Consider the following 26,478-nt stretch of genomic DNA (forward strand, 5'->3'; position numbering starts at 1 on the left):
GCTTCCGCTCGGTTTCTTCTCACTTTTCGACTTGTTTCGGTGCCCTCTCGTGAGGCGCTCAGATAGAATACCACCCCCGCACCACTTTTGTCAACACCTTTTTTCACTTTTCTTCACTTTTTCTTTGCAGTGGGTCTGGCTTCCATTTCTATGATGTTATTTTGTCCGCCTTATTTCTTTTATATACAGGATAATTGCCCCAATGACAGGGAGCAGGATACCCACACACACATTCCCCACTGTGACCGCCTTTTCCATCAACCAGTTCAACCGAAAGGCATCCGGTACCGTCCATAGTCCAGCTGCCATGGCTGCTCCGGCAATCACCCAAGGCATCCACTCCCGGTACGCTCCACCATTCCAATGTTCCAGAACACTCCGGCAGCCAAAAAACAGCATTCCCAACAGCGCAAGGTCAGCCAGTACCCACAGCGCCATCACCAGGGATTCCACCCGCTCAAAGGCTCCGGGCACCCGTACATCCTTTACCATCATAAAAAAGGGGATATCCATTCGTTCGATCAGATCCGGGCCAAAGGTCGCAATACACACCAGCTGGAACACCGCCAACAGGATCCCTGCTCCCCAGATCCAGCGCGTGAGCTGCCTCCCGTTTTCCGGCCGTCCCGCCATATGCCCGCCCAGAAAGGCGGCATATACGCCATAGCCCAGCAGCCCCAGCACCGGAAGCGCCCCCCATACGGCCCCGGGCAGATCTTCAATCCAAATGGGGGCAATGTTTCCCCATTCTGTCTTAAGGGTCCCCAGGCCCAGTGCCAGCACCAGGGCAATGCCCAATGCCAGTGCAAATACCTCTGCCGCGCGCAGGAAGGCCACACGTTTTCCCCGCCCGATCCACAAGGTCACACCCAACAGAATAAAAAAGAACAGTTTGAGCGGCGCATTGCGGTACGTAGTGGCCAGAAAGCGAAAGGCGCACCAGCGGGTATTCCACCCCAGCAGCAGCAACCCCCACACCAGATAGACCAGTGTGACCACCCGGCCGCCCCACCGTCCAAAGGCCAGCTCCAGTGCACCGGCCAGTCCCGTCCCCGCCGGGGCCGCCCCCAGCAATCTGCGGAATGCCCATCCCACCAGGAGAGCCACAGGCAGCGCTGCCAGCGCAGAGAGCCATCCCGCCCGTCCTCCCACTGCCACAGTCTCCCCCGGAAGAAGCAGGATCAGAGGAGAGAGCAGCGCCGCGCTGAGCAGTGACAATACCTGCCGCATGGAAATATTATCGGTCTTCATTGGTGTTCCCCCTCATGGTAAACTCGTTTCCCACATCATAGCCCCGGCGCAGGGTCCCTTCCACCCGAACTTCGATCGGCATGGACGGCTCCCACTCCTTTTTCAGCATCTCTTTCTGCCAGGGGGCCGACCGCCCCGCTCGGTTTTCCAGCTGAAAGAAATCTGCATTCCAGGTCCGGCAATATTCCAGCGCCTGTTCCAACCGGCTGCGGCTGCGCTGCTCCAGGGCCTCCTCCAGCTGTCTGCGGATCTCTTCCTGAGCCAGATTGACTTCTCCGGCGCCCTCCGCCAGGTTGGCGTCCACCCGGCAGGTCACCGTCAGCCCGGTCACTCTCCCGTCTTGCACCACCGGCTCCACCCGGCTCTTGGCCCCTACAATCCGCAGGGCCACCTTCCCCAGCTCGGGCAGGTCCAGCTCCAGCACATCGGCATCCACCTCTCCCATGAGAAGGTTCACGCCTTTCGCCCCATCGCCGTCCACCCAGTCGACCAGCTGACCATATTGAATGAGACCATATCCGTCGGCGGCCATGGTTCGCTCCTCCCCCTCCAGACGAAGGGAGGGCAGAAAGGTACATCCTGTCTCCTCCAAATCCTGAAGCGCGTCCTCCACACTCCGGGACATGGAGTGAGACAGGAGCCCCGCGTCATTTTCCATAGCCTCCAGACGCCGGGTGGCCGACCCGGTCTCTGCGGCCGCCTGAATGGCCTCCCCCGCCCGGGCGCCCCGCACCAGATAAACATTGGTCTGCAGGCGCATCTCAATATCCCGCAGTACATAGTCCAGAGAGGTGTCCACTCCTGCGCGGGCAAGTTCTTCTCCCAGCAGCAGCTGGCCCACGTGCCCGTAAAAAACATAGGATACTCCCCTGCCCTGCATGGACAGGCAGGCTCCGCTGATGGTCTCGGCCTCTTCCTGCAGGACCACCGCGCTGCTGTTGCCCTCTCCGCTGCCCTTGCTCTGTTCTCCGCTGGATACCGTCACAGAGATACTCTCTCCCTCTCCGGCATCCACACCCATGGTCCGCATGAGTGCCATATTCTCCAACTCTCTGGAGTAGGGCAGAAAATCAAAGGTCTCCTTGCACCCGCTCAGCCCCAACAGCAGGGCCGCACCGGCCGCAAGACACCCCATTCGTTTTACCTGTTTCATCGCTGCTTTCTCCTGTTCGGGGTTTTCAGTATCCGCTCCCGCAGCTTCTGCCAGGGCAGCGGGGCACGCACCACGGCCCGTGCCGTTCCGCCCAGGCCGGCTCCGCCCGCAAATGGCGCCAGATAGGGCACGCCGAAGCTCTCTATCTTGGCCAGGTGATAGACCAGCAGCGCCGCCCCCCCCACTACGCCGAAGAGTCCGGCCGCACTGGCCAGAACCGCCAGCAGGAAACGCCACATCCGCAGCGCGCCCGCCACCTCCTGGCTGGGCATGGTATAGCCCGCGATGCCCGCGATGGCCACTGCAATGAGGACGGCAGGCGAGACGATCTTGGCCTCTACCGCCGCCTGACCCACCACCAGACCGCCGATGATGGATACCGTCTGTCCGATGGACTGGGGGAGCCGCAGCCCGGCCTCCTGCAAGATCTCAAATGCAATAAGCATGATGAGCACCTCAAATACCGTCTGAAAGGGCACATCCTGCTTGGCCGCGATCATGGACAGGGCCAGACGTGTTGGGATCATCTCCTGATGGAAGGTCGCCATGGCAATATAGAGGGCGGGCAGAAGTAGCGTCACCAGGACGCACAGATAGCGCAGCAGCGTCAGCACAGAGGCCAGCAGCCAGTTGTTGGATTTATCCTGTCCCGCCCGCAGAAAGCTGCTCACCGTGCCGGGGGCCAGGTAACCAAAGGGCAGGCCGTCCACTAAGATACCCACCCGGCCTTCCGCCAGGCCGCCGGAAAAGCGGTCGGGCCGCTCTGTATATTGGATCAGCGGGAAGGCGGTGGCAACATCATCCACCAGATATTCCTCCAGATTTCCCGAGGAGAGCACGGCATCTATGTCGATCCGGGCCATTCGCCGTTCCACCTCTGCCACGGTCTCCGGATCGGCGATCCCGTCCAGCCAAACAATGTCCACGCTGGTCAGGGACTGCCGTCCCACGATCTGCTCTCGGATCTTGAGCTCGGGCGCCTTGATGTGGCGGCGCACCAGGCTGGTATTGGTGCGCAGGCTCTCCACAAAGCCGTCTCTCGCGCCCTTGAGCACCGTCTCGTTGACCGGCGGGCCCACGGCGCGCTTGTCCTCGGTGGCCACAAAGAGAGAGAGCGCGGTACTCTCCCCCGGGCAAAACAGAATGCACCATCCGCTCACCAGATCATAGGCCACCTGGTCCACCGTGGTCCGCTCGGTCACCAACAGATTGTAAAGGGCGCCCTCCGCCATTCGGCGGTAGGCCGCCCGGTTGTCCAGCTGCCGGAGCGCATCATCCTGGGCCAAGGGGCGCAGGATATAGTCGCTGACCCGCTCCAGCTTTACCATTCCCATAATGGAACAGAGCACCAACTTTTCTCCGCTGCCCCCCGGCCGCTCCACCTCCCGCACCGAAAAGTCCGCGCAGTCCCGGAAGACTTCCCGGATCCGCTCCAGGGTAAGCGATCCCTCCAGCCTTGGCTCCTTTCTCGGATGCGGCGGCACGGCCTCTTCCCGCTTCTTTCGATCCCACATAGCGCTCCCTCCCCCATATCATCCAGCCATGGATCGGTTTCATTCTGCCCATACCCTTCCCTTTTTATACCACGCTAATTCGTCATATTATCTATGTTTAGCCCGGTGTTTTTGTCTGTTTCTCCATATATACTGTCCTAAGTATTTTTGTACTTGCAAATTTAGAATGATGAGTATAAAATTGAATCATAAATTCCAAGTCGGCACTTTTTATGGCTGTATGCCATCTTTTTTTCTGTTTGTACCACTTTTTATAAACTTTATACCGCAGTTTCTGTTTTTTAAACTCACCCGTACAGCCCAGTGCGGGTTTAAAAAGGAGGCCCCTGCATGAAGCCCTTTGCACAGAAATTAAATGAGCTTACACCCGAACTGGTGGCCCTGGTGGACGATGTCATCGCCCGTCATAACGGAGATCCCACTCAGCTGGTCGGGATCCTGCTGGACCTGGAGGCCGGTGTGGAGCGGCACTATATCCCCGAGCCCGCCGCCTACTATCTGGCCGAGCGGCTGTCCATTCCTCCCACGCAGGTCTACGATGTCATTTCCTTCTATACCGCCCTGCACGATCAGCCCCGGGCCAAGTACACCCTTCAGGTGTGCGACAGTGCCCCCTGCCGGGTCAAGGACAGCGACGCACTGTGTGAGACCCTCAAGCGGCTTTTGAATCTCGAGGTGGGAGAGGTCACCTATGACGGCCGTTTCTCCATTGAAAAGGTCCCCTGCTTCGGCGCGTGCGACGTCTCCCCTGCGGTGCGGGTCAACGGCGTGGTCTACGGCCATCTGGACAGCGAGGAGCGTATCATGGATATGCTCCGCCAGCTTGATTAAGGGAGGCGTGAAGGCATGAGTAAGACTGTCTCTTTCATCACTCGGAATTTCGGGAAGTATAACCCCTCCAGCCTGGCGTCCTATGAGTTCATCGGCGGCTTTACCGCCCTGCGCAAGGCGCTGGATATGGACGGGGACGCCGTCGCCCAGCTTCTGGCGGACAACGGCGTCCAGGGGCGCGGCGGCGCGGCCTACGACATGGGACGCAAGTGGTCCCAGGCCCGGGCGGTGCAGGCCCCCCACAAGTGCGTGGTCTGTAACGCCGACGAGGGCGAGCCGGGCACCTTCAAGGACCGCGAGCTCCTCTCCAAGGACCCCTTCCAGCTGCTGGAGGGCATGATCATCGCCGGCTGGGCGGTGGGCGCCGATAACGGCTACATCTACATGCGGGAGGAGTACTCCCATCTGCGTCCCCAGCTGCTCTCCGCCATCGAGCAGTGTGAGAAGGCCGGTTACCTGGGCGAGAACATTCTGGGCCACGAGGGCTTTCATTATCACATCCACCTCTACTCGGGCGCCGGCGCCTATGTCTGCGGCGAGGGCAGCGCCCTGTGCGAATCCCTGGAGGGCCACTCGGGCCGTCCCCGCATGAAGCCCCCCTTCATCAAGCAGTGCGGCGCTTTCCACCTGCCCACCTGCGTGAACAACGTGGAATCCCTCTCCCTGGTGCCCCCGCTGCTGCTGGACAAGGACGGTTTCTACAAGAGCCAGGGCACGCCCGACTGCCCCGGCACCAAGCTCATCTCGGTCTGCGGAAACGTCAAGAATCCCGGTGTGTTCGAGGTTCCCTTCGGCATCACCCTGCGGGAGATCATCTATGACCTGGCCGGCGGCATCGAGGACGGCCATCAGCTCCAGCTGGTCCAGCTGGGCGGCGCTTCCGGCCGGCTGGCCTCTCCGGCCCAGCTGGATACCCAGTACACCTACAAGGGCATGAAGGGTGCCGACCTCACCGCCATCGGCTCGGGTGCCATCCTGGTGGTGGATGAGCGCACCAGCGTCATCGGCTTCCTGCGCATGACCCAGCAGTTCTTCTCCCATGAGTCCTGCGGCCAGTGCACCCCCTGCCGGGAGGGCAACCGCCACATCGCCCGCTTCCTGGACAAGATCGCCGCGGGCACCCACACCGAAGAAGACATCAAGCTCATGGAGAAATACGCCAACATCATGTCCACCGCGTCCATGTGCGGCCTGGGCGAGACGGCGCAGTCCGCTCTCCTCTCCGCCATGAAGCGCTTCCCCGAAGTATTTGCCGTTAAGAAGGAGGTGGCTGTCAGATGAGCGAGACCAAAATGATCCATCTGACCATCAATCATATGCCCGTGGAGGTTCCCGCCGGGACCCGGATCATCGAGGCGGCCCAGAGCATCGGCATCGATATCCCCCACCTCTGCTATCATCCCGACCAGTCCATCAAGGCCCACTGCCGTATGTGTATGGTGGAGGTCACCGGTCAGCGCAAGCTGCTGGCCGCCTGCTCCACCCTGGTGTGGGAGGGCATGGAGGTCGTGACCGACTCCAAGCGGGTCTACGACGCCCAGGTCGGCGTGCTGGACCTGATCCTGGCCGATCACCGGCAGGACTGCCTGGCCTGCGCCCGCAACAATAACTGCGACCTGCAGAATCTGTGCCGCCGCTTCAACCGTCTGAAGCCCGACCTGCCCGACGTCTCCTCCCAGGAGCGCCCCCGTCTGGATAACCCCTCCATCGTGCGCGACCCCTCCAAGTGCGTCAAGTGCGGCCGCTGCGTGAAGGTCTGCTCCGAGGTCCAGGGCATCGGTGCCCTCTCCTTCACCGGACGCAGCGCGGACTGCAAGGTCACCACCGCCTTTGACCTGCCCATGAACGAGACCGACTGCGTCCTGTGCGGCCAGTGTACCCTGGTCTGCCCCGTGGGCGCCCTCACCGAGGTGGATCACACCAGCCATGTCCGCCACGCCCTCCACGACTCCAACAAGCACGTGGTGGTGCAGATCGCTCCCTCGGTCCGCGTGGCCCTGGGCGACGACTTCGGGCTGGAGCCCGGCGCGCTGGTCACCGGCAAGATGGTCACCGCCCTCAAGATGATGGGCTTTGAGAAGGTCTTTGACACCAACTTCACCGCCGACCTCACCATCATGGAGGAGGGCTCCGAGCTCCTGGAGCGCATCCAGAAGGGCGGCCGTCTGCCCATGATCACCTCCTGCTCCCCCGGCTGGGTCAACTTCATGGAGAAGCATCACCCCGAGCTCATCGGCAACCTCTCCACCGCCAAGAGCCCCCAGGGCATGTTCGGCGCGGTCCTCAAGACCTATTATGCCCAGCGCATGGGCTGGGATCCCAAGGACATCTTCTCGGTCTCGGTCATGCCCTGTACCGCCAAGAAGTTCGAGGCCACCCGTCCCGAACTGGGCCGGGACGGCTATCAGGACGTGGACGTGGTCCTGACCACCCGCGAGCTGGCCAAGCTCATCCGCTACGAGGGTCTCAACCCGGTGAACCTGCCCGAGAGCGACTTTGACTCTCCCCTGGGCACCGGCTCCGGCGCAGGCGCCATCTTCGGCGCCACCGGCGGCGTCATGGAGGCCGCTCTGCGTACCGCCTATGAGCTCTACACCAAGAAGGAACTGCCCCGCCTGGAGTTCGAGGAAGTCCGCGGCGAGGTGGGCGGCATCAAGGAGGCCACCATCGATCTGGACGGCACGCCCCTCAAGGTGGCCGTGGTCAACGGCCTGAAGAACGCCGAGGAGGTCATCCGCCGGATCCAGAGCGGCGAGGCCGACTATCTCTTCGTCGAGATCATGGCCTGTCCCGGCGGCTGTATCGGCGGCGGCGGACAGCCCATTGGCACCAACAACGAAAAGCGCAAGGCCCGCATCAAGGCCCTCTATGATCTGGACAAGAGCCTGCCTCTGCGCAAGAGCCACGAGAACCCCGATATCCAGACCATTTATCAGGAGTTCTTCGATCATCCGCTCAGCCACAAGGCCCACGAGCTGCTCCACACGGAGTATTTCCCCCGGCCCAAGCGCTATGACTTCTCTCCCTACATTGAGAAGTACCGGAAGTTCCTCCCTGACTCGGCGAAAAAGTAATCAAAAATCCCCCGGAAGCCGCGGCTTCCGGGGGATTTTTCTGAAATTCCCTCCTCCGCCGTTGCCTTTTGGAGGGGGACTGGTTATAATAATGTCTGCCGAAAACCCGCCGCGGCCCCTGCGGCCGCCCGATACTATATATCTGTGAAAAGAGGAACGTTCATGGAATTCCATGCCAACGAAGGAAAAAGCGTCACCATCCAGGCCATGGGCAAGACCTGGGCCCGCCATGCCATCGCCACCCATTTTGTCACGGTGGGAGAGAGCTATATCGACCTGATGGAGCGGTATGTCAAGCCCGTCTATCAGGAGGGGGACATCCTCTCCATGAGCGAAAAGGTCATTGCCATCTGCCAGAAGCGGGTGGTCACCGAGGAGGAGCTCAAGCCCGGCTTTTGGGCCAAAGTGCTCTCCCGCTTCGTCCATCAGACCTCCGCCGGTCCCGGCATGGGTCTGCCCATCAAGATGCAGTTTGCCATCAATGTCTGCGGTCTGCCCAAGATCCTGTGGGCCGCTTTCCGGGCCGCCATCGATAAGCTCCGCGGTGTCCGGGGCACCTTCTACCGGATCGCCGGTCTGGAGGTCTCCGGTCTGGACGGCTTCTACGGCGAGGACATCCCCGAGTATGAACATATGGGTGTGCGCATCCCCGAAAATCCCGCCGGAGTCTGCGACGAGATCTTTGAAAAGACCGGCATCCTCTCCATGATCGTGGACGCCAACGACCTCAACGTGGAGATGCTGGGCCACTGCTCCCAGCTCAAGGAGAGCGATGAAGCTCTGCTGGACCTGATCCGGGACAATCCCGCCGGCCAGGACCGCCAGCTGACCCCCTTCGTCCTCATCCGTCCCCTGCCGGAGGAGCAGGCTAAATAAATACAAGATCCCGCCTGAGATAGGAGCTGCGCCTCCTATCTGGCGGGGTCTTTTTTCTTACGCATGTTCACCTTATCAAAAGCAGTTCCGCCCCCAACTATTCAAACTCCTCATGTCTGCGTGTCGGAAGGCCATGGTCAAAAAAGATTCCTATAATTTCTTCTATCCTACGAAAACAAGTCGGATCATCTATATCCATATTTTCAAGAACTTGTCGGATCTCTTCCAGTGCGTGAACCGCCCTATTGCAGCCTAAGTGGTATATCACTCGTTCTCTCGCTTCCTGGCCCATCCATTTTAATACCAGCTGACCAACGGCCTGTTCTGCTAACACTAATGGTATGATATTTTCTTCGTTCCCCTGCTCACACATTGAAATCACCTCTTTTACCGCATTATAGGTCAAAATCACCCTAATTTCAATAGGTCAATTCACCCATAATAAGCTTGGGTGATGTACCATGTCCCGACTGAAAGAACTCCGCAAAAAGCGGGGATATACCCAGATCAAAATGTACCATCTGACCGGTATTGACCAGAGCGACTATTCTAAACTGGAAAATGGCCGCCGGTATTTTACCTTTGAACAGTGCCGCCGACTGGCCTTGGCATTGGATACCAGTATGGACTACCTGGCCGGTCTCACCGATGTGGAGGCTCCCTATCCCCGCACAAAAGAATCCTAAAAAGCCCTGGCCGCTCTGGCCAGGGCTTTTTTATGTTTCAGCAAAAGAAAGGCTTGGCTCGGGGCGGCTTATCCCTTCCTCACCAGCACTTTCTCCTCCTTGGGCTTTTTCCCCTCACCTCTTTTTCTCCGCCGCAGGGCCTTGGTCAGCTCGCATACCACCAGAGGGGTCAGGGCCAGGGCCAGGACCGCAGCCCACTCCGTCACCCCCAGGGGCACGGTCTTGAAAATCATCTGAAGGGGCGGCATACACAATACCGCCAGCTGCATCAGCGCCCCCACCAGAAAGGCCTTATTCATGGAGGGATTGGAGAACAGGCCGATGTGAAACAGGGACTCGGTCTCACTGCGTACATCAAAGGCATGGAAGAGCTGGCAGAAGGTCAGCGTGGCGAAGGCCATGGTATTGGCGGTGGCCGACGCCGTCAGCGGGTCGGAGAGCACATACTCCCCCAGGAAATAGGCTGTCAGGGTGAGCAGTCCCACCATGGCCCCCTGCCAGGCCAGGCGGAAGGAAAAGGCCCGGTCAAAGAGGGAGGCATGGGCATCCCGGGGCTTGCGGTCCATCATCCCCTCCTCCACCGGCTCTACCCCCAGCGCCAGAGCAGGCAGGGCGTCGGTCACCAGATTGAGCCACAGAAGCTGCACCGGCAACAGAGGCATTTGCCGGAACTGAAAGAGAGTGGCCAGAAAAATGGTCAGGATCTCTCCAATGTTGCAGGAGAGCAGGTAGTGGATGGCCTTCTTGATGTTGGCGTAGATCCCCCGCCCCTCTTCCACCGCCGCCACAATGGTGGCAAAGTTGTCGTCCGTGAGGATCATATCCGCCGCGCCCTTGGCCACGTCGGTCCCGGTCACCCCCATGGCACAGCCAATGTCAGCCGCCTTGAGAGCCGGGGCATCGTTGACGCCGTCCCCGGTCATGGCCACCACCTTTCCCCGCTTCTGCCAGGCCTTGACGATGCGCATTTTGTGCTCCGGGGAGACCCGGGCAAAGACCGAAAACTGCTCCACATCGGATTCCAGCATCTCCTGGGGCATGAAATCCAGGTCCTCTCCCGTCAGGGCCAGGTCCCCCGGCTGGAAGATGTCCAGCTCTTTGGCCACCGCCACGGCGGTGAGCTTGTGGTCCCCCGTAATCATGACCGGCCGGATGCCCGCGCGGTAGCAGCGGCCCACCGCCTCTTTCACCTCGGCCCGGGGTGGGTCCATCATCCCCGCCAGCCCCACAAAGGTCAATCCCTGTTCCAGCACTGCGCTGGAGCACTCCCGAGGCATCAGTTCCAGATCCCGGTAGGCCAGTCCCAGCACCCGCAGGGCCCGCCGGGCCATTCCCTCGTTGGCCGAGAGGATGCGCTGCTTCTCCTCGCCCCCGATCCTGCACCGCCGCAGCAGTACATCGGGCGCGCCCTTCACCAGTACCCGGAAGCCCCCCTCCGGCCGGGCATGCACGGTGCTCATCAGCTTCCGCTCCGAGTCAAAGGGGACCTCCCCCCGGCGCGGCCGGGTCTCTTCCCACACATTTTTGTCCACGCCCTCCACCAGGGCCAGCTCCACCAGGGCAATCTCTGTGGGGTCGCCGGTATATATCGTCTCCCCCCGGCTGCCGCGTTCCACGTGGACGTCGCTGCACAGCGCCCCGATCTCCAGCGCCAGCTTTCGCTGCCCCGGGCGCAGGGTCCACAGATCCACCACTTTCATCCGATTCTGGGTCAGGGTGCCCGTCTTATCGGAGCAGATGACCCCGGCGCACCCCAGGGTCTCCACTGCCGGCAGACGCTTGACGATGGCATGGCGGTTCACCATCCGCTGCACGCCCATGGCCAGAACAATGGTCACAATGGCGGGCAACCCCTCCGGAATGGCGGCCACGGCCAGGGAGACCGCCGTCATAAACATCTCAAAGACCGGCTTGTGAAAGAGGAGACCCACCCCAAACATGACGCCGCACACGCAAAGGCACACAAAGGAGAGGGTCCCCGAGACCTCGGCCATTTTTTTCTGCAACGGGGTCTCCCCCCGCTCCTGGAGAAGCAGCATCCCTGCGATACGGCCCACCTCACTGTCCATCCCGGTGGCGGTCACGGCGCACAGGGCATGTCCCGCCGTTACCACCGTGGCCCCCACCACCATGTTGCTCCGGTCGGCCAGAGGCGTATCCTCCCCCAGCACCTCCCCGGCGCCTTTGGAGACCGGGACCGACTCTCCCGTCATGGCGCTCTCGTCACAGCGCAGGGCCGTACTCTCCAGGATACGCCCGTCCGCCGGGACCAGATCCCCAGCCTCCAGCACCACCAGATCCCCCGGGACCAGCTCCTCCGCTGGGACCAGCACCACCGCGCCCTCCCGGATTACCTTGGCCTTGGGGGCCGACATCCGGCGCAGGGCCTCCAGGGCGCGCTGCGCTCCGTCCTCCTGAGAAATCGAGATGGCGGCGTTTACCACCACGATCAGCAAAATAATGGCGGCATCCAGCCAGTCCTCTCCGCCGCTCACCAAAAGGGAGAGCCCGGCCGCACCCAGCAGCACCAGGATCATGGGGTCCCGGAGCTGGTCCAGCAGGCGCAGGGCCATGCTCCGTCGCTTTCCCTGCTCCAGGGTATTGGGGCCGTACCGCTCCAGCCGCTGTGCCGCCTCCTGCCGGGTCAACCCCTTCTGTCCGTCGGTTCCCAGGCCGTCCAGGACCTCCCGGACACTTTGACTGTGCCATCCGCTCATGATTTCCTCCGCTCCTTTGCACGTCCACTTTTTTCCAGTACTCTGGACTATAACCATACCCGGGACGTAAGTCCGATTGCAAGGGAATCCTGGCGCAAGGCAAAAAAACTCCGCGGGAGAGATGTAAGATCTCTCCCGCGGAGTCAGGATTCAGATGATTTCAAGCCGGTCCGGCGCTCGATCTCCCGGGCTACCGCCTGGAGAAAGGCCCGGTTGGAGGGGCGGGTATCGCTCTTCACGATGCGCTGATAGGAAGCCGCTCCCTTCTGGTGGAGCTGGTGTACCAGATCGCGGATATTTTTGTCCACGCTCTGATAGGTGCCTCCACTCTCCCGGATGGCCGCATAGTAGAGCTCCTTCATGAGCCGCTCTCCAATATGACCGGCCAGACATTCGGCCGCCAGCGCGGCGCAGAGACTGCCCTTCCACTCACTCTGCGCCCCCATTTCCGCGAGGATCTCCCAGGCCTGGCCCCGGAGAACGGGCTCCTGCTGGGGAATGCGGCAGATCAAAAGATCCACCAGGTTCCCCAGCTCACTCAAATTGACCGGTTTCCGCAGATAAAAGTCCACTCCCATGGACAATACCTGGTCCACAATGAGCTCACTGCCCACCTTGGAGAGGACCAGGATGCGGGGCCGCACCGGAGGCGGGTCCCGCTCCAGTTCCCGCAGAAGGGAGATCCCGCTGCACTGGGGCATGATGAGATCCAGCAGCACCAGCTGCGGCTGCCAGTCCCGGATCAGGCGCATCCCTTCCTCCCCGTCGGCGGCAGACCAGGGACACAGCTCCAGTTCGGGCCGGGTCCTCACCCAGTCCTCCAGCAGCATGCGGGTGGCGCGGTCATCTTCCACCACCAGCGTGCGCACCCGCGTCTCCATGGTCTCTCCTCCTGTTCCTCCTCCGGCTCCCCAGGGGGACGCCGCCGCGCTCAGCCGGCGACGGGCGGTTCGGTCTCCCCCTGCTTAGGGCTGGGCCGATGCGCTGGGCGCAGGACTGGCTGCAGGGCTGGCCGTGGGCTCCGGCGCGGCACTTCCGGTGGGCGCGGGGCTGGCGGTGGCCTGCTGGTTGGCCTCTACCTGGGCCTGGATTTCCTGCGCATGGGCGGTCAGCTTTGTGTAGTAATCCTTGGGATCGATGCTCTCATAGGCGTCGGTCAGTTCCACCTGGACATCCTGCATCCACTCCTCCGTCAGCTGGCTGAAGCGGTACTGGGGATAGGAGGCCCGGGTCTCGTCGGTATCGGCATCCAACCGCAGGATGATGTGGTAGCCGAACTCGCTCTTGACCGGATCGCTGATCTCTCCCACGTCCAGCGCCAGGGCAGCCGTCTCAAACTCCTGCACCATCTGGCCGGGCGTAGCGGTGTACCCGTCCGGAGAGTAGAGGTTGCCGTCGGCATCCCGTCCGTCGTCGCTGCGGGCGTTCATCTTCTCGTCAAAGAGGGCCTGGGGATCGGACGCAGCCCGGATCTCGGCCGTCAGGTCGTCGGCCTCAGCCTTTACCTGGGCCTCCTCCGCCTCAGAAAAGGCGGTGTAGGTGCCGTCCTCGTTCTCATGCCGGGTGGAGAGGAGAATGTGCTTGACCCGGTAGATCCCCTCCTCTTCCAGATAGGCATCCATGTCCTCGTCGGTGGGGACCAGGGGGCCGCCCTCCTCACTCAGCTTCTCATAGAGATTCTGGACCAGATAGCTGCTCTGCTCCATAAAGCTGCGGAAGCCATCCTGGGAAATGCCCTGGGCGTCCACTGCCATCTGGAGGGTGCCGCCCTGTTCCTTCAGGCTCTCCTCCAGCTGCTCAAACTGGGTGTCCAGCTCGCTCTTCTGCTCGTCCGTGACTGTGACGCCGTACTCCTTGGCCTTGCTCTCGATGACCGAGTAGTATTTCACCAGCTGTAGGGCATCTTCCTTCACATACTGGGAGAGGGTCTTTCCATCGCTGATCTCCTGTTCCCAGGCATCCTCTCCGGAGAGGGCCCCCAGCTGCTCCATATAGCCGATGTCCTGTCCCAGCTGGAAGAAGTACTCCTCCGCCGTCACCGGCTGGCCATCCACCTTGAGCAAAACAGCGTCCCGCGCGATCCCGGTCAGCTGGTAGGTCACATCATCGGCCGCAGGCTTGCTCTCACAGCCAGCAAGGGCGCCGGTCAGCACCGCGCCGGCCAGGAACACGCCCAGCCCTCGTTTCATTCGATCCATGGATATCCTCCTTTTATTTGCTTGTTACACTATACCACCGATGTCCGTCGAGCACAACCGGAAAAGGGCGCGCCCGCTCCGTCACTCCGCCACGGCAGGGGCGGTGGCGGAGTAGTCCTCCACCAGCTTTCGGCTCCACTTGAGGGCATCCTCTCCCTTTTTCAGGCGCAGGGCGATGCAGGGCCGCTCCCCGGGCACCACCACCAGCCGCCCCTGGTATTTCCGCTCGGCGCAGAGAGTGGAGATCCGCTCCAGCTGGAAGTCGCTGAGGTAAAAATGGAGGTTGGTCCCCTTCTGATTGATCTCCAAAATGCCGTTTCGGGCGGCGTCGGCGCGCATGAGAGCCACGGCGATGAGGTTGTTCACCGTCCGCGGGGGATCGCCATAGCGGTCGATGAGCTCATCGGTCAGATCGTCGGCGTCCTCCTCGCTGCGGATGGCGGCAATGCGCCGGTAGAGGTCCATCCGCTGCTCAGGACTGGGCACATACCGGTCGGGGATGGAGGCCGCCACCGTGAGGTCGGCGGAGCACTCGGTGTTGCGGGGCACGGGCTCTCCCCGCTCCTCCAGCACCGCCTCCTCCAGGAGCTTGAGGTAGAGGTCGTAGCCTACGCTGAGCATGAAGCCGCTCTGCTCGGGGCCCAGCACGTTGCCCGCGCCCCGGATCTCCAGATCCCGCATGGCGATCTTGAAGCCCGAGCCGAACTCCGCAAACTCCCGGATGGCGCCCAGCCGTTTGGAGGCCACCTCGCTGAGCACCTTTCCCTTCCGGAAGGTCAGATAGGCATAGGCCCGGCGGCTGGAGCGGCCCACCCGGCCGCGGATCTGGTGGAGCTGGGCCAGGCCCATGTGGTCGGCGTCCTCAATGATGAGGGTGTTGGCATTGGCGATGTCGATGCCGGTCTCAATGATGGTGGTGCACACCAGGATATCCACCTCGCCGTCGCTCATGCGCTTCATGACGTCGTTGAGCTCCTCCTGGGACATCTTGCCGTGGGCCACCCCCACGGACACCTCGCCTCCCAGCATCTCCTTGATACGGGCGGCCGTGCGGGTGATGGTCTCCACCCGGTTGTGGAGGTAGTAAATCTGGCCGCCCCGCTCCAGCTCCCGGCGCATGGCATCGGCCAGGACTCCCCAGTCGTGCTCCAGCACATAGGTCTGCACCGGCTGCCGGTCCATGGGGGGCTGCTCCAGGGTGGACATATCCCGGATGCCCGAGAGGGCCATATTGAGGGTCCGGGGAATGGGAGTGGCCGACAGGGTGAGCACATCCACCTGCTTGGAGATCTCCTTGAGCCGCTCCTTGTGGGCCACGCCAAAGCGCTGCTCCTCGTCGATGACCAGGAGCCCCAGGTCCTTGAACTTCACATCCTTCTGAAAGAGCCGGTGGGTTCCGATGAGCAGGTCCACGCCCCCCTGCTCCACCCGGCGCAATGTCTCCTTCATCTGGGCGCTGGTGCGGAAGCGGGAGACCACGTCGATGTCCACCGGATACCGGGCAAAGCGCTGCTTGGCGGAGAGGAAGTGCTGCCGGGCCAGAACGGTGGTGGGCACCAGGATGGCCGCCTGCTTGCCGTCCAGCACACACTTCATGATGGCCCGGAAGGCCACCTCGGTCTTGCCGTAGCCCACGTCGCCGCAGAGCAGACGGTCCATGGGCCGGGCCGTCTCCATGTCCCGCTTGATCTCCTCGATGCAGCGGAGCTGGTCGTCGGTCTCGGCGTACTCAAACTGCTCCTCAAACTCCCGCATCCACTCGGAGTCGGGAGAAAAGGCATAGCCCGGCTGGCGCTGCCGCTCGGCATAGAGCTGGATGAGGCCCTTGGCCAGGTCCTTGACCGCCTTTTTCGCCCGGGTCTTGGCTTTTTCCCAGTCGCTTCCCCCCAGCTTGGAGAGTTTTTTCTTCTCCTGGGCGTCCTCGCCGCCTCCAATGTATTTGCTCACCAGGTCCAGCTGGGTGGCGGGGACATAGAGTACATCCGCCCCGGCATAGGCGATTTTGATGTAGTCCTTCTCCACCCCGTCCACCTGCATCTTGACCATCTCCTGATAGCGGCCCACCCCGTGGTGTTCGTGGACCACCAGGTCGCCGGGAGAGAGATCGGCATAGGAGCTGAGCTTGGCCCGATTAGTGACCGCCTTGGCCCGGGCTTTCTTGACAGGGGCCGCGCTCCCCTCGGTGAGGATGGCAAAGCGGGCCTCCGGGAATTCCAGGCCCGCCGACAATCCGCCCACGGCGATGGTGGCCTTTCCCGACTCGGGCAGAGCGTGGAGGGCATAGTCCACCGCAGGCCGGAGCCCCCGCTCCCGCAGGAGGGCCTGGAGGTTGTCGGCCCGCTGCTGGCTGGAGACCAGCACCACCGCCCGGTATCCCTCATCCAGATAGTGGGAGAGGTCGGAGACCGCCGTCTCCAGGCTTGTCCCGTAGGAGGGGAGCTGCTTGGCCAGCAGGTTCAGAAGGGTGCGGGGCTTCATGGGGTACTGCCCCGTGGCAAAAGAGTCCAGATAGGCCACCGGCCAGTCGGACAGGCGGGCATAGAGCTCCTCCAGGGTGCGGGTAAAGCGGGCGCACTCCCCAGCCAGCGTGCCGTTTTCCAGCAGGGCGTTTGTGTCCTCCCCCATCTGCCAGAGATAGTTTTTCCCCCGCTCGACCACCCGGGGGCTCTCGCTGAAGAGCACCACCGCATCCTCGGGCAGGTAGTCGGCGGCGGTGGCCATCTCCGGATAGACCAGGGCCAGATACCGGTCCAGGGCCGGGAAGGAGGTCTCCTGGGTCAGCCGCTCCAGATCCTCCTCCAGATTCTGAAGGAGGGCGGCCTGGTCCCCCTTCCGGCGGCGGACCTGGGAGAGCAGCCCGGTCAGGCGCTCCTTCAGTCCCTCCGCCCCGCCGGGGGAGAGCTGGGGCAGCACCTCGGCCGCCGGGAGGAAGCAGGCCTCCTCACAGTTTTCCGTGCGGCGCTGGGTGTTGACGTCAAAATAACCCATGGAGTCGGCCTCGTCGCCGAAGAACTCCACCCGGACCGGCCGCTCCTGGGCCGGGGAGAAGAAGTCCAGAATGCCGCCCCGCAGGGCAAACTGGCCCACGCCCTCCACCTGCTGTCCCCGGGTATAGCCCGCGGCGGAGAGGGCCTCGGCCAGCTCGTTGAGGTCATAGCTCTCCCCCAGGCGGATGGTGCGGCTGGCCCGTCTCAGGGCCTCCGGGGGCAGGGTGCGCTGGAGAAGGGCCTCCACCGTCACCACGGTGAGGGGACTCTTCCCCTCCAGCAGAGCGTGGAAGGCGGCCAGGCGCCGGTGCTCATATTGCCGAGAGACCACCGCGGCGTGGTGGAAGGTAAACTCCCGGGCCGCTACCAGGCGCACCTCCTCCCCGGTCAGGGCCCTCAGGTCCCGGCTGAGGCGCTCCCCCTCGGTCTCGTCGGCGCAGAGCAGTACCACGCTCCGGCCGGTCTCCCGCCGGACGGCGGCGGCAATATAGGCCCGCAGCACCGGGGAGAGGCCGGAGAAGGCCGCGGGGCAGCCCCCCTCCTCGATGGCCGCCAGGAGCTTGCGCACCTCCGGCAGCTCCCGCAGGACCTGGGTCAGCAGCTGCATGCTGTGCCCTCCTTTCTAGAAAAATATGGAAGTTATAGACGTGCCGAAAGCCCCCGTTCCCATCCGGGAGGGGGGTATACGTGTGGACAGTATAGTCCCTGTTCGGGGTGGCCGTCAAGGGAAATCAGGCGGTTTCCGGCACAAAAACGCCCCCTTCTCAAAAACTCAGACGGTTTTGAGAAGGGGGCAGACCTTTTTTCTATGTCACATTTCGGCCGCCCGGGCCGCCTGCAGGATGGACTCCGCCGTGCGGAAGGTCTCTCTGGGAAGCTGGGTGGGGATCAGCTCGATACCCCGGTCCTCCAGCCCCTCCAGCAGGGTGATGAGGGCCAGGGAGTCCAGAAGTCCCCGCTCCAGCAGGTCCACCCCCGGCTCCCCCGCCTCCGGACTTCCACAGGCCTCCACCAGCAGGTCCCGGATCTCATCCAGGCTTACCATCTCGCACCCACTCCTTTAAGGTATTCCGGTCGCATTTTCCGTTGGGGGTGAGGGGCATATGTTCCACCCACGCATACTGCCCCGGGCACATCCAGGGCGGGAGGCGCTGGGACAGCGCCTCCTTCACCCCGCTCCAGTCAGGTAGTTGGGGGCTCTCCACAAAGGCGACCAGGCCCTGTACGCCCCCGTCCCGGCCCAGCCGGGGGAGCACCGCCGCCCGCTCGATGCCGCTCAGGGTCTCCAGCACCGCCTCGATCTCCCCCGGTTCCACCCGGTAACCCCGGTATTTGATCTGTTCATCCATCCGTCCCCGGTACCAGAGCTTTCCGGCGCGAATCACCCCCAGGTCTCCCGTGCCATAGGCCCGCCCGGTGAGGGTATCCCGGAACCCGCCCGGTATCCCATTCAGATAACCCGGCGAGAGCTGCGCGCCCCGCAGCACGATCTCCCCCACCGCCCCCTCCGGACAGGGCGCTCCCCCTATCTCTATGGAGATATCCGCGCCGCACCGCGCCATCTCTCCGATGGGAAGCTCACTCCCGCAGTCCTCGGGATGGATGCGGGCAGCAGAGACCGCGCAGGTTCCCTCCGTAGGGCCGTAAGCGTTGTAGAGGAGCAGTTTTGGGAAGCGCCGGAACAGTTTTTCCGCTGTCCGCGACCGAAGGACTTCTCCGCAGGAGAGCACTCCACTCAAAGTTCCCATCTGTCCGCAACAGAAGGACGCATCCGTGAGGCAAAGCCGCAGAAAGGTGGGTGTGGCCACCAGCAGTCCCGCTCCGCTTTTCCACATCCGAGCAAACATTGTGGAAAAGTCGCTCTGCTCCTCTCCGGTCAGGGCGGTGTGGGTCCCCCCTGTCATCACCGCCAGATAGAGGTCGGCCACCGACAGGTCAAAGGCATAGCCTGCCTGATTGAGCACTCCCCGCCCGGCACAAGCGGCGATCCCCGGCAGGGAGAGAGCCCAGGTCAAAAAATGGTCTAAACTTCCCCGGGAAATGGGGACTCCCTTGGGCACTCCCGTACTCCCCGAGGTGAAGATCAGATAGGCCGTCTCCGCCGGACCGGCCGTACGTTCGCACCATATCCCGGGGTCGGGGAGGGCCTCCAACGACCCCCGGTCCCAGGTCTCCAGTCCGGGCAATTCCATCGGTTCCACCGCCAGCAGCAGCGTGGCCCCTGCCAGCTCCGCCGCCCGGCGCACCCGCTCGTGGGGCCAGCTCCGGTCCGCCGGGAGATAGGGCCGCCCCGCCAGCAGACAGGCGAGAAAGCACGCGGGCATCCACGGCTCCTTGTGCCCGTATACCACCACCGGTCCCCGGCCACGGGCCAGCATAGCCGCGGTTGCCCGCACCTTTGCCCCCAGAACCGCCCAGCTCATCGCCTCCCCGCCGCCGCAGAAGGCGGGGCGCTCCCCCAGTCCGCCGCAGTTCTCCCGCAGCCGCTCCAGCAGTCTCATACCTTCTCCTCCTGGGGGATAAGGGCGGGATCATACATCACCCGGGAGTGATTGTCCAGCACCAGCTCCCGGCCCACCACTTCACCGGTGGCGCGGTCCAGTACCTCCCGGTAGACCTGGCTCACCCGGAACCAGTCCTCCCCCTCCCGGACATAGCCCGCGCCCTCCTCCCGCAGGCGGTAGCGCCGCAGGAAGGGATGCCCAGCCCGCAGTTCGCCGCACAGGTCGTCCCCCTCCAGCCACACCCGCAGCTGTACGGTCTGGTCCGTGTCATTCCGGAAGCGGTAATCGACATGGGGATAGAAAATGGACGTGCCCGTGCCGAAGGGTACCCGCCGCTGGGCGTCCGGGAAGAGGGCGTCCGAGTGGTGGTGGAGCTCCCGCACGGTGAGGGGGCTGTTGAGCACCAGATAGTGGATCAGGTTGGCCAGCTGGCACAGTCCCCCGCCCACACCGGTGTAGAACCGCCCCCCGCCGATGGTCAGGCCCTCCCGGTATCCCCGCCGGGCGGTGGGCGGCCCCACCAGTGCCCAGAAGGAAAAGACCTGCCCCGGCTCCACACAGATGCCGTCCACACAGGGGGCCGCCAGGGCCAGATTCTGCCGCTTGTTCTCCTGAAGGGCCATATCCACCCCGTGCAGCGGGCGCAGGATGGGAGAGCGGTGTCCCTTTACCACCACCGGAAGGGATTCCACCTGTCTGGTCCGGGCAAAGGCGGTGCGCTCCCGCCAGTCCCACAGTCTCCGCCGCAGCGCTTCCTTTTTCAGCGAGATCCGGTAGCAGACCGGCCCCCACTGGCAAAACAATTTCCTCTGTCCCATGCCTTCCATCCCTCTCCCGGGCCGTTCCAGGTCCGTCTCTCTGGATTGTATCCCATACGTGCCGAAAAGTCCCCACAGTTTGGTAACAAAATTGCCCCATGCGTACAGCGCCGCGGGAGTGCTCTCTCCCGCGGCGCCCATTTGCTCCGATATGGATTGGAAGAACGGTCTGCCTCAGCGCCCCAGCTCCAGCAGCTCCTCCGCCCGGCTGCGTATCGCCAGACGGTTTCCATACTGGGCCACGAAGCGCAGATGCTCCGCCGCCTCTTCCGGCCGGCCCAGCGCCCGGAAGAGCTGCCCCAATTCATAGTGCCAGGCCACCCGCAGACGCAGGGAAGACGCCTTCTCCAGGCAGGCCTTCATGGCCCCCTCCAGTCCCTCGGTCTGTCCCTGCCGCAGGGCGAGGCAGAGCTCCTGTTCCCTCAGGGCCTTCTCAAGGGTCTTGCGCCCCAGCCATTTCCGGCGGGCCGCCCGGCGCCCCTGCTCCAGCCACTGTCCCGCCGTCCCGGGGTCGGACAGATCACTGCGGCAGGCCACATAGAGCAGGAAGCTGTCCGGCTGCCGCCAGAGCTTCCGCCGCCCCTCCACCTGTTCCAGGGTCGACAGAGCCTCCACCTCCCGTCCCAGCAAAAGCAGGCAAAACCCCTCATAGACCCGATAGCGGGTACTGCCCGGATTCTGCCGCAGGACGGAGCGGCACCACGCCAACAGCGGCGCCGGATCACAGGTCTGATCCAGCCGGGCCATCTGGTGGCGCAGTTCTTTTATCGTCAGAATGGAGATCACATCCATATAGCCTATGACCCATACCCAAAACAGCAGCAGCGGGAGCTGCCACCCATCGTACAGCATTTCCGCCGCTGCCAGGCCCAGCAGCCCCAGGCCCATCCAGATCCAGGCGCCCACCCGGGCCCGTTCCAATATCCAGCGTCTGATAAAAGCCGCCTCCCATTCCATGTGTTCTCTCACACAGAATAGCAGACGGCTTTTGAGAAGAATGAACGATTTTCTTACAAAATACGAAAGATGGCAGACTTACCCGTTGAAGCGGCTCATGGTCTTGTCCGGCCCCTCCCGGAGGAAGCACTCCACCGCGTCGGCCGCCCGTTTGACGGCCACGTCCATGGTCTTGCGGTCCTCCCCCTGGAATTTTCCCAGCACCCAGTCGGCCATGTCGTAGTCGGGATGGGGCTTCTCCCCCACGCCTACCTTGATCCGGGGGAACTGGTCGCTGCCCAGGTGCTGGATGATGTTTTTCAGGCCGTTATGCCCCCCGGCCGAACCGCCGCGGCGCACCCGCAGCTTTCCCACCGGCAGGGACACATCGTCCGAGATGACCAGCACATGGTCGGCGGGCACCTTGAAAAAGCGGGCCGCCTCCCCCACCGACTCACCGGAGAGGTTCATATAGGTCACCGGCTTCATCAGCAAAACCTTTTCTCCCCCGATCTCCAGGGTGTTGGTGAGGGCGCGGTACTTGAGCTTCTGGATGGGTACCCGTCCCCGCTCCGCCAGCTCATCGGCTACCTCAAAGCCCACATTGTGCCGGGTGTTGTCGTACTTTTCACCGATGTTGCCAAGGCCCACTACCAGCCAGGATACGCCGCCCGATGTCCTTCCGAAAAACATGGATACCACCTCACAGGATTACAGCATTGCAGAAAAGGGGGCGTCCCCGCCGGGCAAAATGACCCGGCAGGGGCGCCCCGCACCCGCCCGCAGGCGGGAGAGGATGCTTACAGGAACAGCTTGGAGACCGAGATCTCCTCGTAGATGCGCTCAATGGCCTCGGCGAACATGGGGGCCACGGACAGATACTTGATCTTGTCGCAGGTCTCCGCCTTGGCGGGGATGGTGTTGAGGAAGAGGACCTCGTCCAGGGCGCTGTTGCGGATGCGCTCCACCGCAGGACCGGAGAGGACGCCGTGGGAGGCGCAGGCGGTGACCGACTTGGCTCCGCCGATCTCCACCAGAGCCTGGGCGGCGTGGCAGAGGGACCCGCCGGTGTCCACCATGTCGTCCAGCAGGATGACGCGCTTACCGCGCACATCGCCGATGATGTTCATGACCTCGGAGGAGTTGGCCTTCTGGCGGCGCTTATCCACGATGGCCAGAGGCATATCCAGCTTCTGGGCAAAGGCGCGGGCGCGGGCCACGGAGCCCACGTCGGGGGAGACCACCATCACCTCGTCGTGGCAGTCCTTGTACTTCTCCAGGAAGTGGTTGACGAACACGGGAGAGCCCATCAGATTGTCCACGGGGATGTCGAAGAAGCCCTGGATCTGATTGGCGTGCAGGTCCATGGTGAGGACCCGGTCGGCGCCGGCGCGGGTGATGAGGTTGGCCACCAGCTTGGCGGAGATGGGATCGCGGGGCTTGGTCTTGCGGTCCTGACGGGCATAGCCGAAGTAGGGGATGACCGCGGTGATACGGCCGGCGGAGGCGCGCTTCATGGCGTCGATCATGATGAGCAGTTCCATCAGGTTGTCGTTGACGGGGCTGCAGGTGGACTGGATCACAAAGACGTCAGAGCCACGCACCGTCTCGTAGATGGACACATACTTCTCGCCGTCGGAGAAGGTGCCCACCTCGGCCTCGCCCAGGGAGGTGCCGATCTTCTTGCAGATGTCCAGGGCCAGCGCCTGGTTGGAGCTTCCGCAAAAGATCTTAATGTCCTTACCGTGTGCAATCATTTCTACATACATCCTCTCATATGTTTTGCGGCCAAACCCTGCCGCTCAAGTCACTTCTCTATCTGCATCTTATCCGGGTTCTGCCCGGGGGATGGCTTATTTTCTGCGGTTGCGCCGGCGGGCCGCCCACTGCTTCTTGACCACCTGGATGCTCCGGGCAATGGCCAGAGAATCCGCCGGCACATCGTCGGTGATGGTGGAGCCGGCAGCGGTATAGGCGCCGTCCCCGATCTTTACCGGGGCCACCAGATTGGTGTTGCAGCCGATGAAGGCGTTGTCGCCGATGGTGGTGCGGAATTTGCTGGTGCCGTCATAGTTGACGGTGACCGTACCGCAGCCGAAGTTTACATGGCCGCCCACGTCGGAGTCGCCCACATAGGTCAGGTGCGAGATCTTGGTACCGTCGCCGATGGTGGAGTTTTTCAGCTCCACAAAGTCGCCCACCTTGACCTCCCGGCCCACATGGCAGCCCGGACGGATATAGGCAAAGGGTCCCACCTTGGTCCCCTCCTCCACCGTGCTCTCATTGAGCTGGGAGGCATTGACCGTCACGCCCCGGCCGATCACGCAGTCCCGGATCATGGTGTTGGGGCCCAGTTCGCACTCCGGACCGATCACGGTCCGTCCCCGCAGGATGACCCCGGGCAGCACCACCGTTCCCCGGCCCAGTGTGACCTGAGGCCCGATATAGGCCTGGGCGGGATCCAGGAAGCGTACCCCCGCTTCCCGGGCACGGCTGACGCTGTCCTCCCGGGCTACGGTCTGGAGGTCCTCCAGATTTTTCTCCTCCAGGGGGAGGAAGCAGCTCTCATAGGGACGGCAGTGGACGGTCAGGACCTCCAGAATATCGCCGCCCTCGGCCAGCGCAGCCCGGCCGGCGGGAGTAAACTCAAACACACCGTGTCCCTCCGGGTGGATCCCCCGGCTGAGCATGGCGTTTTTCTCCTGGGGCGGCAGCTCAGCCAGTCCATCCCGGACGCGGCTGACGGCATAGGCGGGCATAAAAACAGGCCGGGTCACCGCCACCACCCGGTCATGTCCCTCCAGGAAGGTCAGCAGACGCTCTCTGGCCCCGTCGGTCCCGGTGGTGATGAACACCGTTCCCTCCGGGAAGCAGGTCTCGGCCTGGGCCTGGTCGTCCTGATGGCATACCACCAGAAACTCCTCTGCTCCAGCGCGCTCCAGAGCCTGCTCCAGCCAAAGGGCCGCAGGGTCAAAGAGCAGCGGCTCCAGCAGCAGGGACGGCCGGTTCCCCTCCCGCGGCAGGAATACGATTGCACCCGCCTTTTCCGTCATACGCGGTCACACTCCTTCTCTTCTTTCGATTATATCAAAGCGGCCGTGGAAATGCACCCATATTTTTGGGAAAATCCGTCTCCCGATGCCATATCAGACAAATGCACAATTCCAAATGGGTTTTCCCCCGGCTTCTCAACAACTTTACCGCCTCTTTACACAGCAGGTTGCCCGGAAAGCGTAAAAAAGGAGGACCCCCGGGGATCCTCCTTCCGGTTCTGCCCCGGTTATGCCATGACCAGGCGGCGCATCCCCATGACGCGCCAGAGCTGGGAGACCTCCAATGTGGCACAGAACTTATCCGCCAGGTTCACAACCGCCGCCTCCCGGCTGCGGGGCCGGCGTTTGGCCAGGGGCCACATATGGGACAGAATGATATTCTCTTCTTTGGGCGAGAGCTCGCCGCACAGCATGCGGGCATTGCGTGCCGCGGCCACCGGGTGGTCAAAGCACTGGTTGCCCGGATGGGTCCCGGGTTCCCGGGCGTTGTACAGGTACAGGTCGTGGAGCAGGCCGCAGCGAGCCGCCGTGCGGCAGTCCAGTCCCCAGCGCCGGGCCAGGCGGAAGGCAATATAGGCTACGAATACGGAGTGCTCGTAGCAGTTGCAGCCCGGGTGGTGGGGGATCTCCCGCATGGAGAGCACCTCACGGCTCTCAATCAGGTCGGCCACGCACTCCAGGAACCGATACCAATGCGTCTCATCGAACAAAACCATGGGAATCACCCCTTCGCAGTCATTGGACCCACTTGGGTCCGGGGCCCTGAGATCCGGGCCCCTCCATATTTATTATAGTAGCTTTCCAACGGTTTGTCATGTCGTTTTGGGCAATTGCCAGCATTTTCTTTCCGGTCCGAACCGGCCCCTTTCCCGCTCTTTTTCATGCGCACGACATATATTTCACTTTTTTACAGTTTTTTGCTTTTATTTTTGTTCTATCTATACAAATTTTTCTTATATCGTCTCCAATATAAATACGTTTTATTTCAAAGTGTATTTACATCGAATACACTCACTGACTGTTCAATAAAATTTTTCTTGACAAACTGCACAACCTTGCCGTAAACTCCTCATATCACTATATGAGCTTTGGCAAAACAGCGGCTTGCCGGCTCATAAAATTCAAAAGAAAAGATGGTGGATTTTCTATGTCTACTCCCTCCGCTGCAACAAAAGATCAAGTGGTCAAACGCTGGATCGTCTTTTTCATCGGCATGTTCCTGATGGGTACCGGTATTGCGCTGAGCATCAAGGCTACCATTGGTGTCTCTCCCATGAGCAGTATTACCAACCTCTTCTATCTGATTTTCCCCAACATTTCGCTGGGTACCTTTTCCTTTCTGCTGAACTTCCTGTTTTTTATAGCTGAATTTATCGTGGCGCCCAAGACCTGGCACCCGGTCAAGATCCTCACGCAGCTGGTTCCCACCTTTATCTGCAGCGTCTTTATCGACGTCAACATGTGGCTGTGCAACGCTGTGGTGCCTACCTCCTACGTGTCCAAGCTGCTGGTCCTGGTGGCGGGCTGCATTGTCTTTGGTCTGAGCCTGGCCCTGATGGTCTCCGCCGACGCCACCCTTCAGCCCAGCGAGGCTTTCATCAGCGTGGTGGCCGAGCGTACCGGTCGGGCCTGGGGCAATGTCCGCACCGCGACCGATATTACCCTGGTGGTGCTGGCCACCATTGGTTCTCTGATTGTTTTCCATGGCGTGACCACCGTACGGGAAGGCACTATTATCGCTGCTGTGCTCATTGGCCAGTCCTCCCGCTGGTTTGCCCCGCTCACCGACCGCCTCTTCCGCTCTCAGGAGGAGCTCACTCCCGTCTCTCAGAATTGACCGTTCCGAACCGCCCCGGTGAAACCGCCGGGGCGGTTTTTTG

Annotated in this window: 21 protein-coding genes; 6 read left to right on the plus strand and 15 right to left on the minus strand. The window is 62.3% G+C overall.

Annotated features, from left to right (window positions below):
• Nucleotides 1-156 precede the first annotated feature (156 nt).
• From I2C21_RS05440 to I2C21_RS05450, 3 genes are read right to left on the minus strand one after another with little or no spacing between them, the layout of a single operon-like run.
• On the minus strand, nt 157-1,251 hold the full coding sequence (locus I2C21_RS05440; protein ID WP_195278745.1) for a GerAB/ArcD/ProY family transporter: 1,095 nt from the start codon (nt 1,249-1,251) through the stop codon (nt 157-159).
• Nucleotides 1,238-2,404, minus strand: coding sequence for a Ger(x)C family spore germination protein (locus I2C21_RS05445; protein ID WP_286167219.1), 1,167 nt, complete (start codon nt 2,402-2,404; stop codon nt 1,238-1,240). Before I2C21_RS05445 ends, I2C21_RS05440 begins: the two co-directional genes overlap by 14 nt.
• Entirely contained in the window at nt 2,401-3,918 is a 1,518-nt protein-coding gene (locus tag I2C21_RS05450) for a spore germination protein (RefSeq protein ID WP_195278746.1), read from the minus strand. Before I2C21_RS05450 ends, I2C21_RS05445 begins: the two co-directional genes overlap by 4 nt.
• 330 nt (nt 3,919-4,248) lie before the next feature.
• On the opposite strand from I2C21_RS05450, the gene I2C21_RS05455 reads away from it, so the two are divergent.
• The 5 genes from I2C21_RS05455 (at nt 4,249) to I2C21_RS05480 (ending at nt 9,385) form a co-directional block, all read left to right on the plus strand.
• The gene (locus I2C21_RS05455) at nt 4,249-4,749 is read left to right on the plus strand and encodes an NADH-quinone oxidoreductase subunit NuoE family protein (protein WP_101692637.1); all 501 of its coding nucleotides are present in this window, start codon (nt 4,249-4,251) and stop codon (nt 4,747-4,749) included.
• A 15-nt stretch (nt 4,750-4,764) separates the two neighbouring features.
• Nucleotides 4,765-6,030 carry a complex I 51 kDa subunit family protein gene (locus I2C21_RS05460; protein WP_195278747.1) on the plus strand — a complete coding sequence of 422 codons (1,266 nt, stop codon included), beginning with the start codon at nt 4,765-4,767 and terminating at the stop codon, nt 6,028-6,030.
• On the plus strand, nt 6,027-7,823 hold the full coding sequence (locus tag I2C21_RS05465) for an NADH-dependent [FeFe] hydrogenase, group A6 (RefSeq protein ID WP_193535602.1): 1,797 nt from the start codon (nt 6,027-6,029) through the stop codon (nt 7,821-7,823). The genes I2C21_RS05460 and I2C21_RS05465 overlap by 4 nt, the downstream gene beginning before the upstream one ends.
• Nucleotides 7,824-7,985: 162 nt before the next feature.
• On the plus strand, nt 7,986-8,699 hold the full coding sequence (locus I2C21_RS05470; protein WP_186963236.1) for a F420-0--gamma-glutamyl ligase: 714 nt from the start codon (nt 7,986-7,988) through the stop codon (nt 8,697-8,699).
• Nucleotides 8,700-9,160: 461 nt separating this feature from the next.
• Entirely contained in the window at nt 9,161-9,385 is a 225-nt protein-coding gene (locus I2C21_RS05480; protein WP_186963234.1) for a helix-turn-helix domain-containing protein, read from the plus strand.
• 68 nt (nt 9,386-9,453) lie between these two features.
• Here the strand turns inward: I2C21_RS05480 and I2C21_RS05485 are convergent, their stop codons facing one another.
• The 12 genes from I2C21_RS05485 to I2C21_RS05540 form a co-directional block, all read right to left on the minus strand.
• Nucleotides 9,454-12,102, minus strand: coding sequence for a calcium-translocating P-type ATPase, PMCA-type (locus tag I2C21_RS05485; RefSeq protein WP_195278748.1), 2,649 nt, complete (start codon nt 12,100-12,102; stop codon nt 9,454-9,456).
• Nucleotides 12,103-12,245: 143 nt separating this feature from the next.
• Nucleotides 12,246-12,983 (minus strand): response regulator, encoded by a 738-nt coding sequence (locus I2C21_RS05490; RefSeq protein ID WP_195278749.1) that lies wholly within the window; start codon nt 12,981-12,983, stop codon nt 12,246-12,248.
• Nucleotides 12,984-13,067: 84 nt separating this feature from the next.
• On the minus strand, nt 13,068-14,300 hold the full coding sequence (locus tag I2C21_RS05495) for a peptidylprolyl isomerase (RefSeq protein WP_195278750.1): 1,233 nt from the start codon (nt 14,298-14,300) through the stop codon (nt 13,068-13,070).
• A gap of 81 nt (nt 14,301-14,381) precedes the next feature.
• On the minus strand, nt 14,382-17,894 hold the full coding sequence (mfd, locus tag I2C21_RS05500) for a transcription-repair coupling factor (protein WP_195278751.1): 3,513 nt from the start codon (nt 17,892-17,894) through the stop codon (nt 14,382-14,384).
• A 204-nt stretch (nt 17,895-18,098) separates the two neighbouring features.
• Nucleotides 18,099-18,332, minus strand: a complete 234-nt coding sequence (locus I2C21_RS05505) for a phosphopantetheine-binding protein (RefSeq protein WP_193535624.1) — start codon at nt 18,330-18,332, stop codon at nt 18,099-18,101.
• The gene (locus I2C21_RS05510; protein WP_195278752.1) at nt 18,316-19,788 is read right to left on the minus strand and encodes an AMP-binding protein; all 1,473 of its coding nucleotides are present in this window, start codon (nt 19,786-19,788) and stop codon (nt 18,316-18,318) included. Before I2C21_RS05510 ends, I2C21_RS05505 begins: the two co-directional genes overlap by 17 nt.
• Entirely contained in the window at nt 19,785-20,609 is an 825-nt protein-coding gene (locus I2C21_RS05515) for a VanW family protein (protein ID WP_193535628.1), read from the minus strand. The genes I2C21_RS05510 and I2C21_RS05515 overlap by 4 nt, the downstream gene beginning before the upstream one ends.
• Before the next feature lie 174 nt (nt 20,610-20,783).
• Nucleotides 20,784-21,530: a tetratricopeptide repeat protein gene (locus I2C21_RS05520; RefSeq protein WP_195278753.1), complete on the minus strand. Its 747-nt coding sequence runs from the start codon at nt 21,528-21,530 to the stop codon at nt 20,784-20,786.
• 114 nt (nt 21,531-21,644) lie between these two features.
• Nucleotides 21,645-22,238: an aminoacyl-tRNA hydrolase gene (gene pth / locus I2C21_RS05525; RefSeq protein ID WP_195278754.1), complete on the minus strand. Its 594-nt coding sequence runs from the start codon at nt 22,236-22,238 to the stop codon at nt 21,645-21,647.
• A gap of 107 nt (nt 22,239-22,345) precedes the next feature.
• A complete protein-coding gene (locus I2C21_RS05530; protein ID WP_101692624.1) occupies nt 22,346-23,302 on the minus strand; it encodes a ribose-phosphate pyrophosphokinase in 957 nt (318 codons plus the stop codon).
• A gap of 96 nt (nt 23,303-23,398) precedes the next feature.
• On the minus strand, nt 23,399-24,598 hold the full coding sequence (locus I2C21_RS05535) for a DapH/DapD/GlmU-related protein (protein ID WP_101692623.1): 1,200 nt from the start codon (nt 24,596-24,598) through the stop codon (nt 23,399-23,401).
• Between the two features lie 227 nt (nt 24,599-24,825).
• Entirely contained in the window at nt 24,826-25,314 is a 489-nt protein-coding gene (locus I2C21_RS05540; protein WP_101692622.1) for an HD domain-containing protein, read from the minus strand.
• A 431-nt stretch (nt 25,315-25,745) separates the two neighbouring features.
• Between I2C21_RS05540 and I2C21_RS05545 the strand changes: the two genes are divergently transcribed.
• Nucleotides 25,746-26,435, plus strand: a complete 690-nt coding sequence (locus tag I2C21_RS05545; protein WP_195278755.1) for a YczE/YyaS/YitT family protein — start codon at nt 25,746-25,748, stop codon at nt 26,433-26,435.
• The last annotated feature ends 43 nt before the right edge of the window (nt 26,436-26,478 follow it).

It is taken from the genome of Clostridium sp. J1101437_171009_A5 (assembly GCF_015547905.1).
GTDB classification, from domain to species: Bacteria; Bacillota; Clostridia; order Oscillospirales; family Oscillospiraceae; genus Pseudoflavonifractor_A; species Pseudoflavonifractor_A gallinarum.

Coding starts and splice junctions, on each gene's coding strand:
- pth (WP_195278754.1), bottom strand. CDS start 22,238: ATGTTTTTCGGAAGGACATCGGGCGGCGTATCCTGGCTGGTAGTGGGC.
- I2C21_RS05460 (WP_195278747.1), top strand. CDS start 4,765: ATGAGTAAGACTGTCTCTTTCATCACTCGGAATTTCGGGAAGTATAAC.
- mfd (WP_195278751.1), bottom strand. CDS start 17,894: ATGCAGCTGCTGACCCAGGTCCTGCGGGAGCTGCCGGAGGTGCGCAAG.
- I2C21_RS05545 (WP_195278755.1), top strand. CDS start 25,746: ATGTCTACTCCCTCCGCTGCAACAAAAGATCAAGTGGTCAAACGCTGG.
- I2C21_RS05480 (WP_186963234.1), top strand. CDS start 9,161: ATGTCCCGACTGAAAGAACTCCGCAAAAAGCGGGGATATACCCAGATC.
- I2C21_RS05495 (WP_195278750.1), bottom strand. CDS start 14,300: ATGGATCGAATGAAACGAGGGCTGGGCGTGTTCCTGGCCGGCGCGGTG.
- I2C21_RS05510 (WP_195278752.1), bottom strand. CDS start 19,788: ATGAGACTGCTGGAGCGGCTGCGGGAGAACTGCGGCGGACTGGGGGAG.
- I2C21_RS05530 (WP_101692624.1), bottom strand. CDS start 23,302: ATGATTGCACACGGTAAGGACATTAAGATCTTTTGCGGAAGCTCCAAC.
- I2C21_RS05445 (WP_286167219.1), bottom strand. CDS start 2,404: ATGAAACAGGTAAAACGAATGGGGTGTCTTGCGGCCGGTGCGGCCCTG.
- I2C21_RS05465 (WP_193535602.1), top strand. CDS start 6,027: ATGAGCGAGACCAAAATGATCCATCTGACCATCAATCATATGCCCGTG.
- I2C21_RS05470 (WP_186963236.1), top strand. CDS start 7,986: ATGGAATTCCATGCCAACGAAGGAAAAAGCGTCACCATCCAGGCCATG.
- I2C21_RS05535 (WP_101692623.1), bottom strand. CDS start 24,598: ATGACGGAAAAGGCGGGTGCAATCGTATTCCTGCCGCGGGAGGGGAAC.
- I2C21_RS05505 (WP_193535624.1), bottom strand. CDS start 18,332: ATGGTAAGCCTGGATGAGATCCGGGACCTGCTGGTGGAGGCCTGTGGA.
- I2C21_RS05440 (WP_195278745.1), bottom strand. CDS start 1,251: ATGAAGACCGATAATATTTCCATGCGGCAGGTATTGTCACTGCTCAGC.
- I2C21_RS05540 (WP_101692622.1), bottom strand. CDS start 25,314: ATGGTTTTGTTCGATGAGACGCATTGGTATCGGTTCCTGGAGTGCGTG.
- I2C21_RS05490 (WP_195278749.1), bottom strand. CDS start 12,983: ATGGAGACGCGGGTGCGCACGCTGGTGGTGGAAGATGACCGCGCCACC.
- I2C21_RS05485 (WP_195278748.1), bottom strand. CDS start 12,102: ATGAGCGGATGGCACAGTCAAAGTGTCCGGGAGGTCCTGGACGGCCTG.
- I2C21_RS05455 (WP_101692637.1), top strand. CDS start 4,249: ATGAAGCCCTTTGCACAGAAATTAAATGAGCTTACACCCGAACTGGTG.
- I2C21_RS05450 (WP_195278746.1), bottom strand. CDS start 3,918: ATGTGGGATCGAAAGAAGCGGGAAGAGGCCGTGCCGCCGCATCCGAGA.
- I2C21_RS05515 (WP_193535628.1), bottom strand. CDS start 20,609: ATGGGACAGAGGAAATTGTTTTGCCAGTGGGGGCCGGTCTGCTACCGG.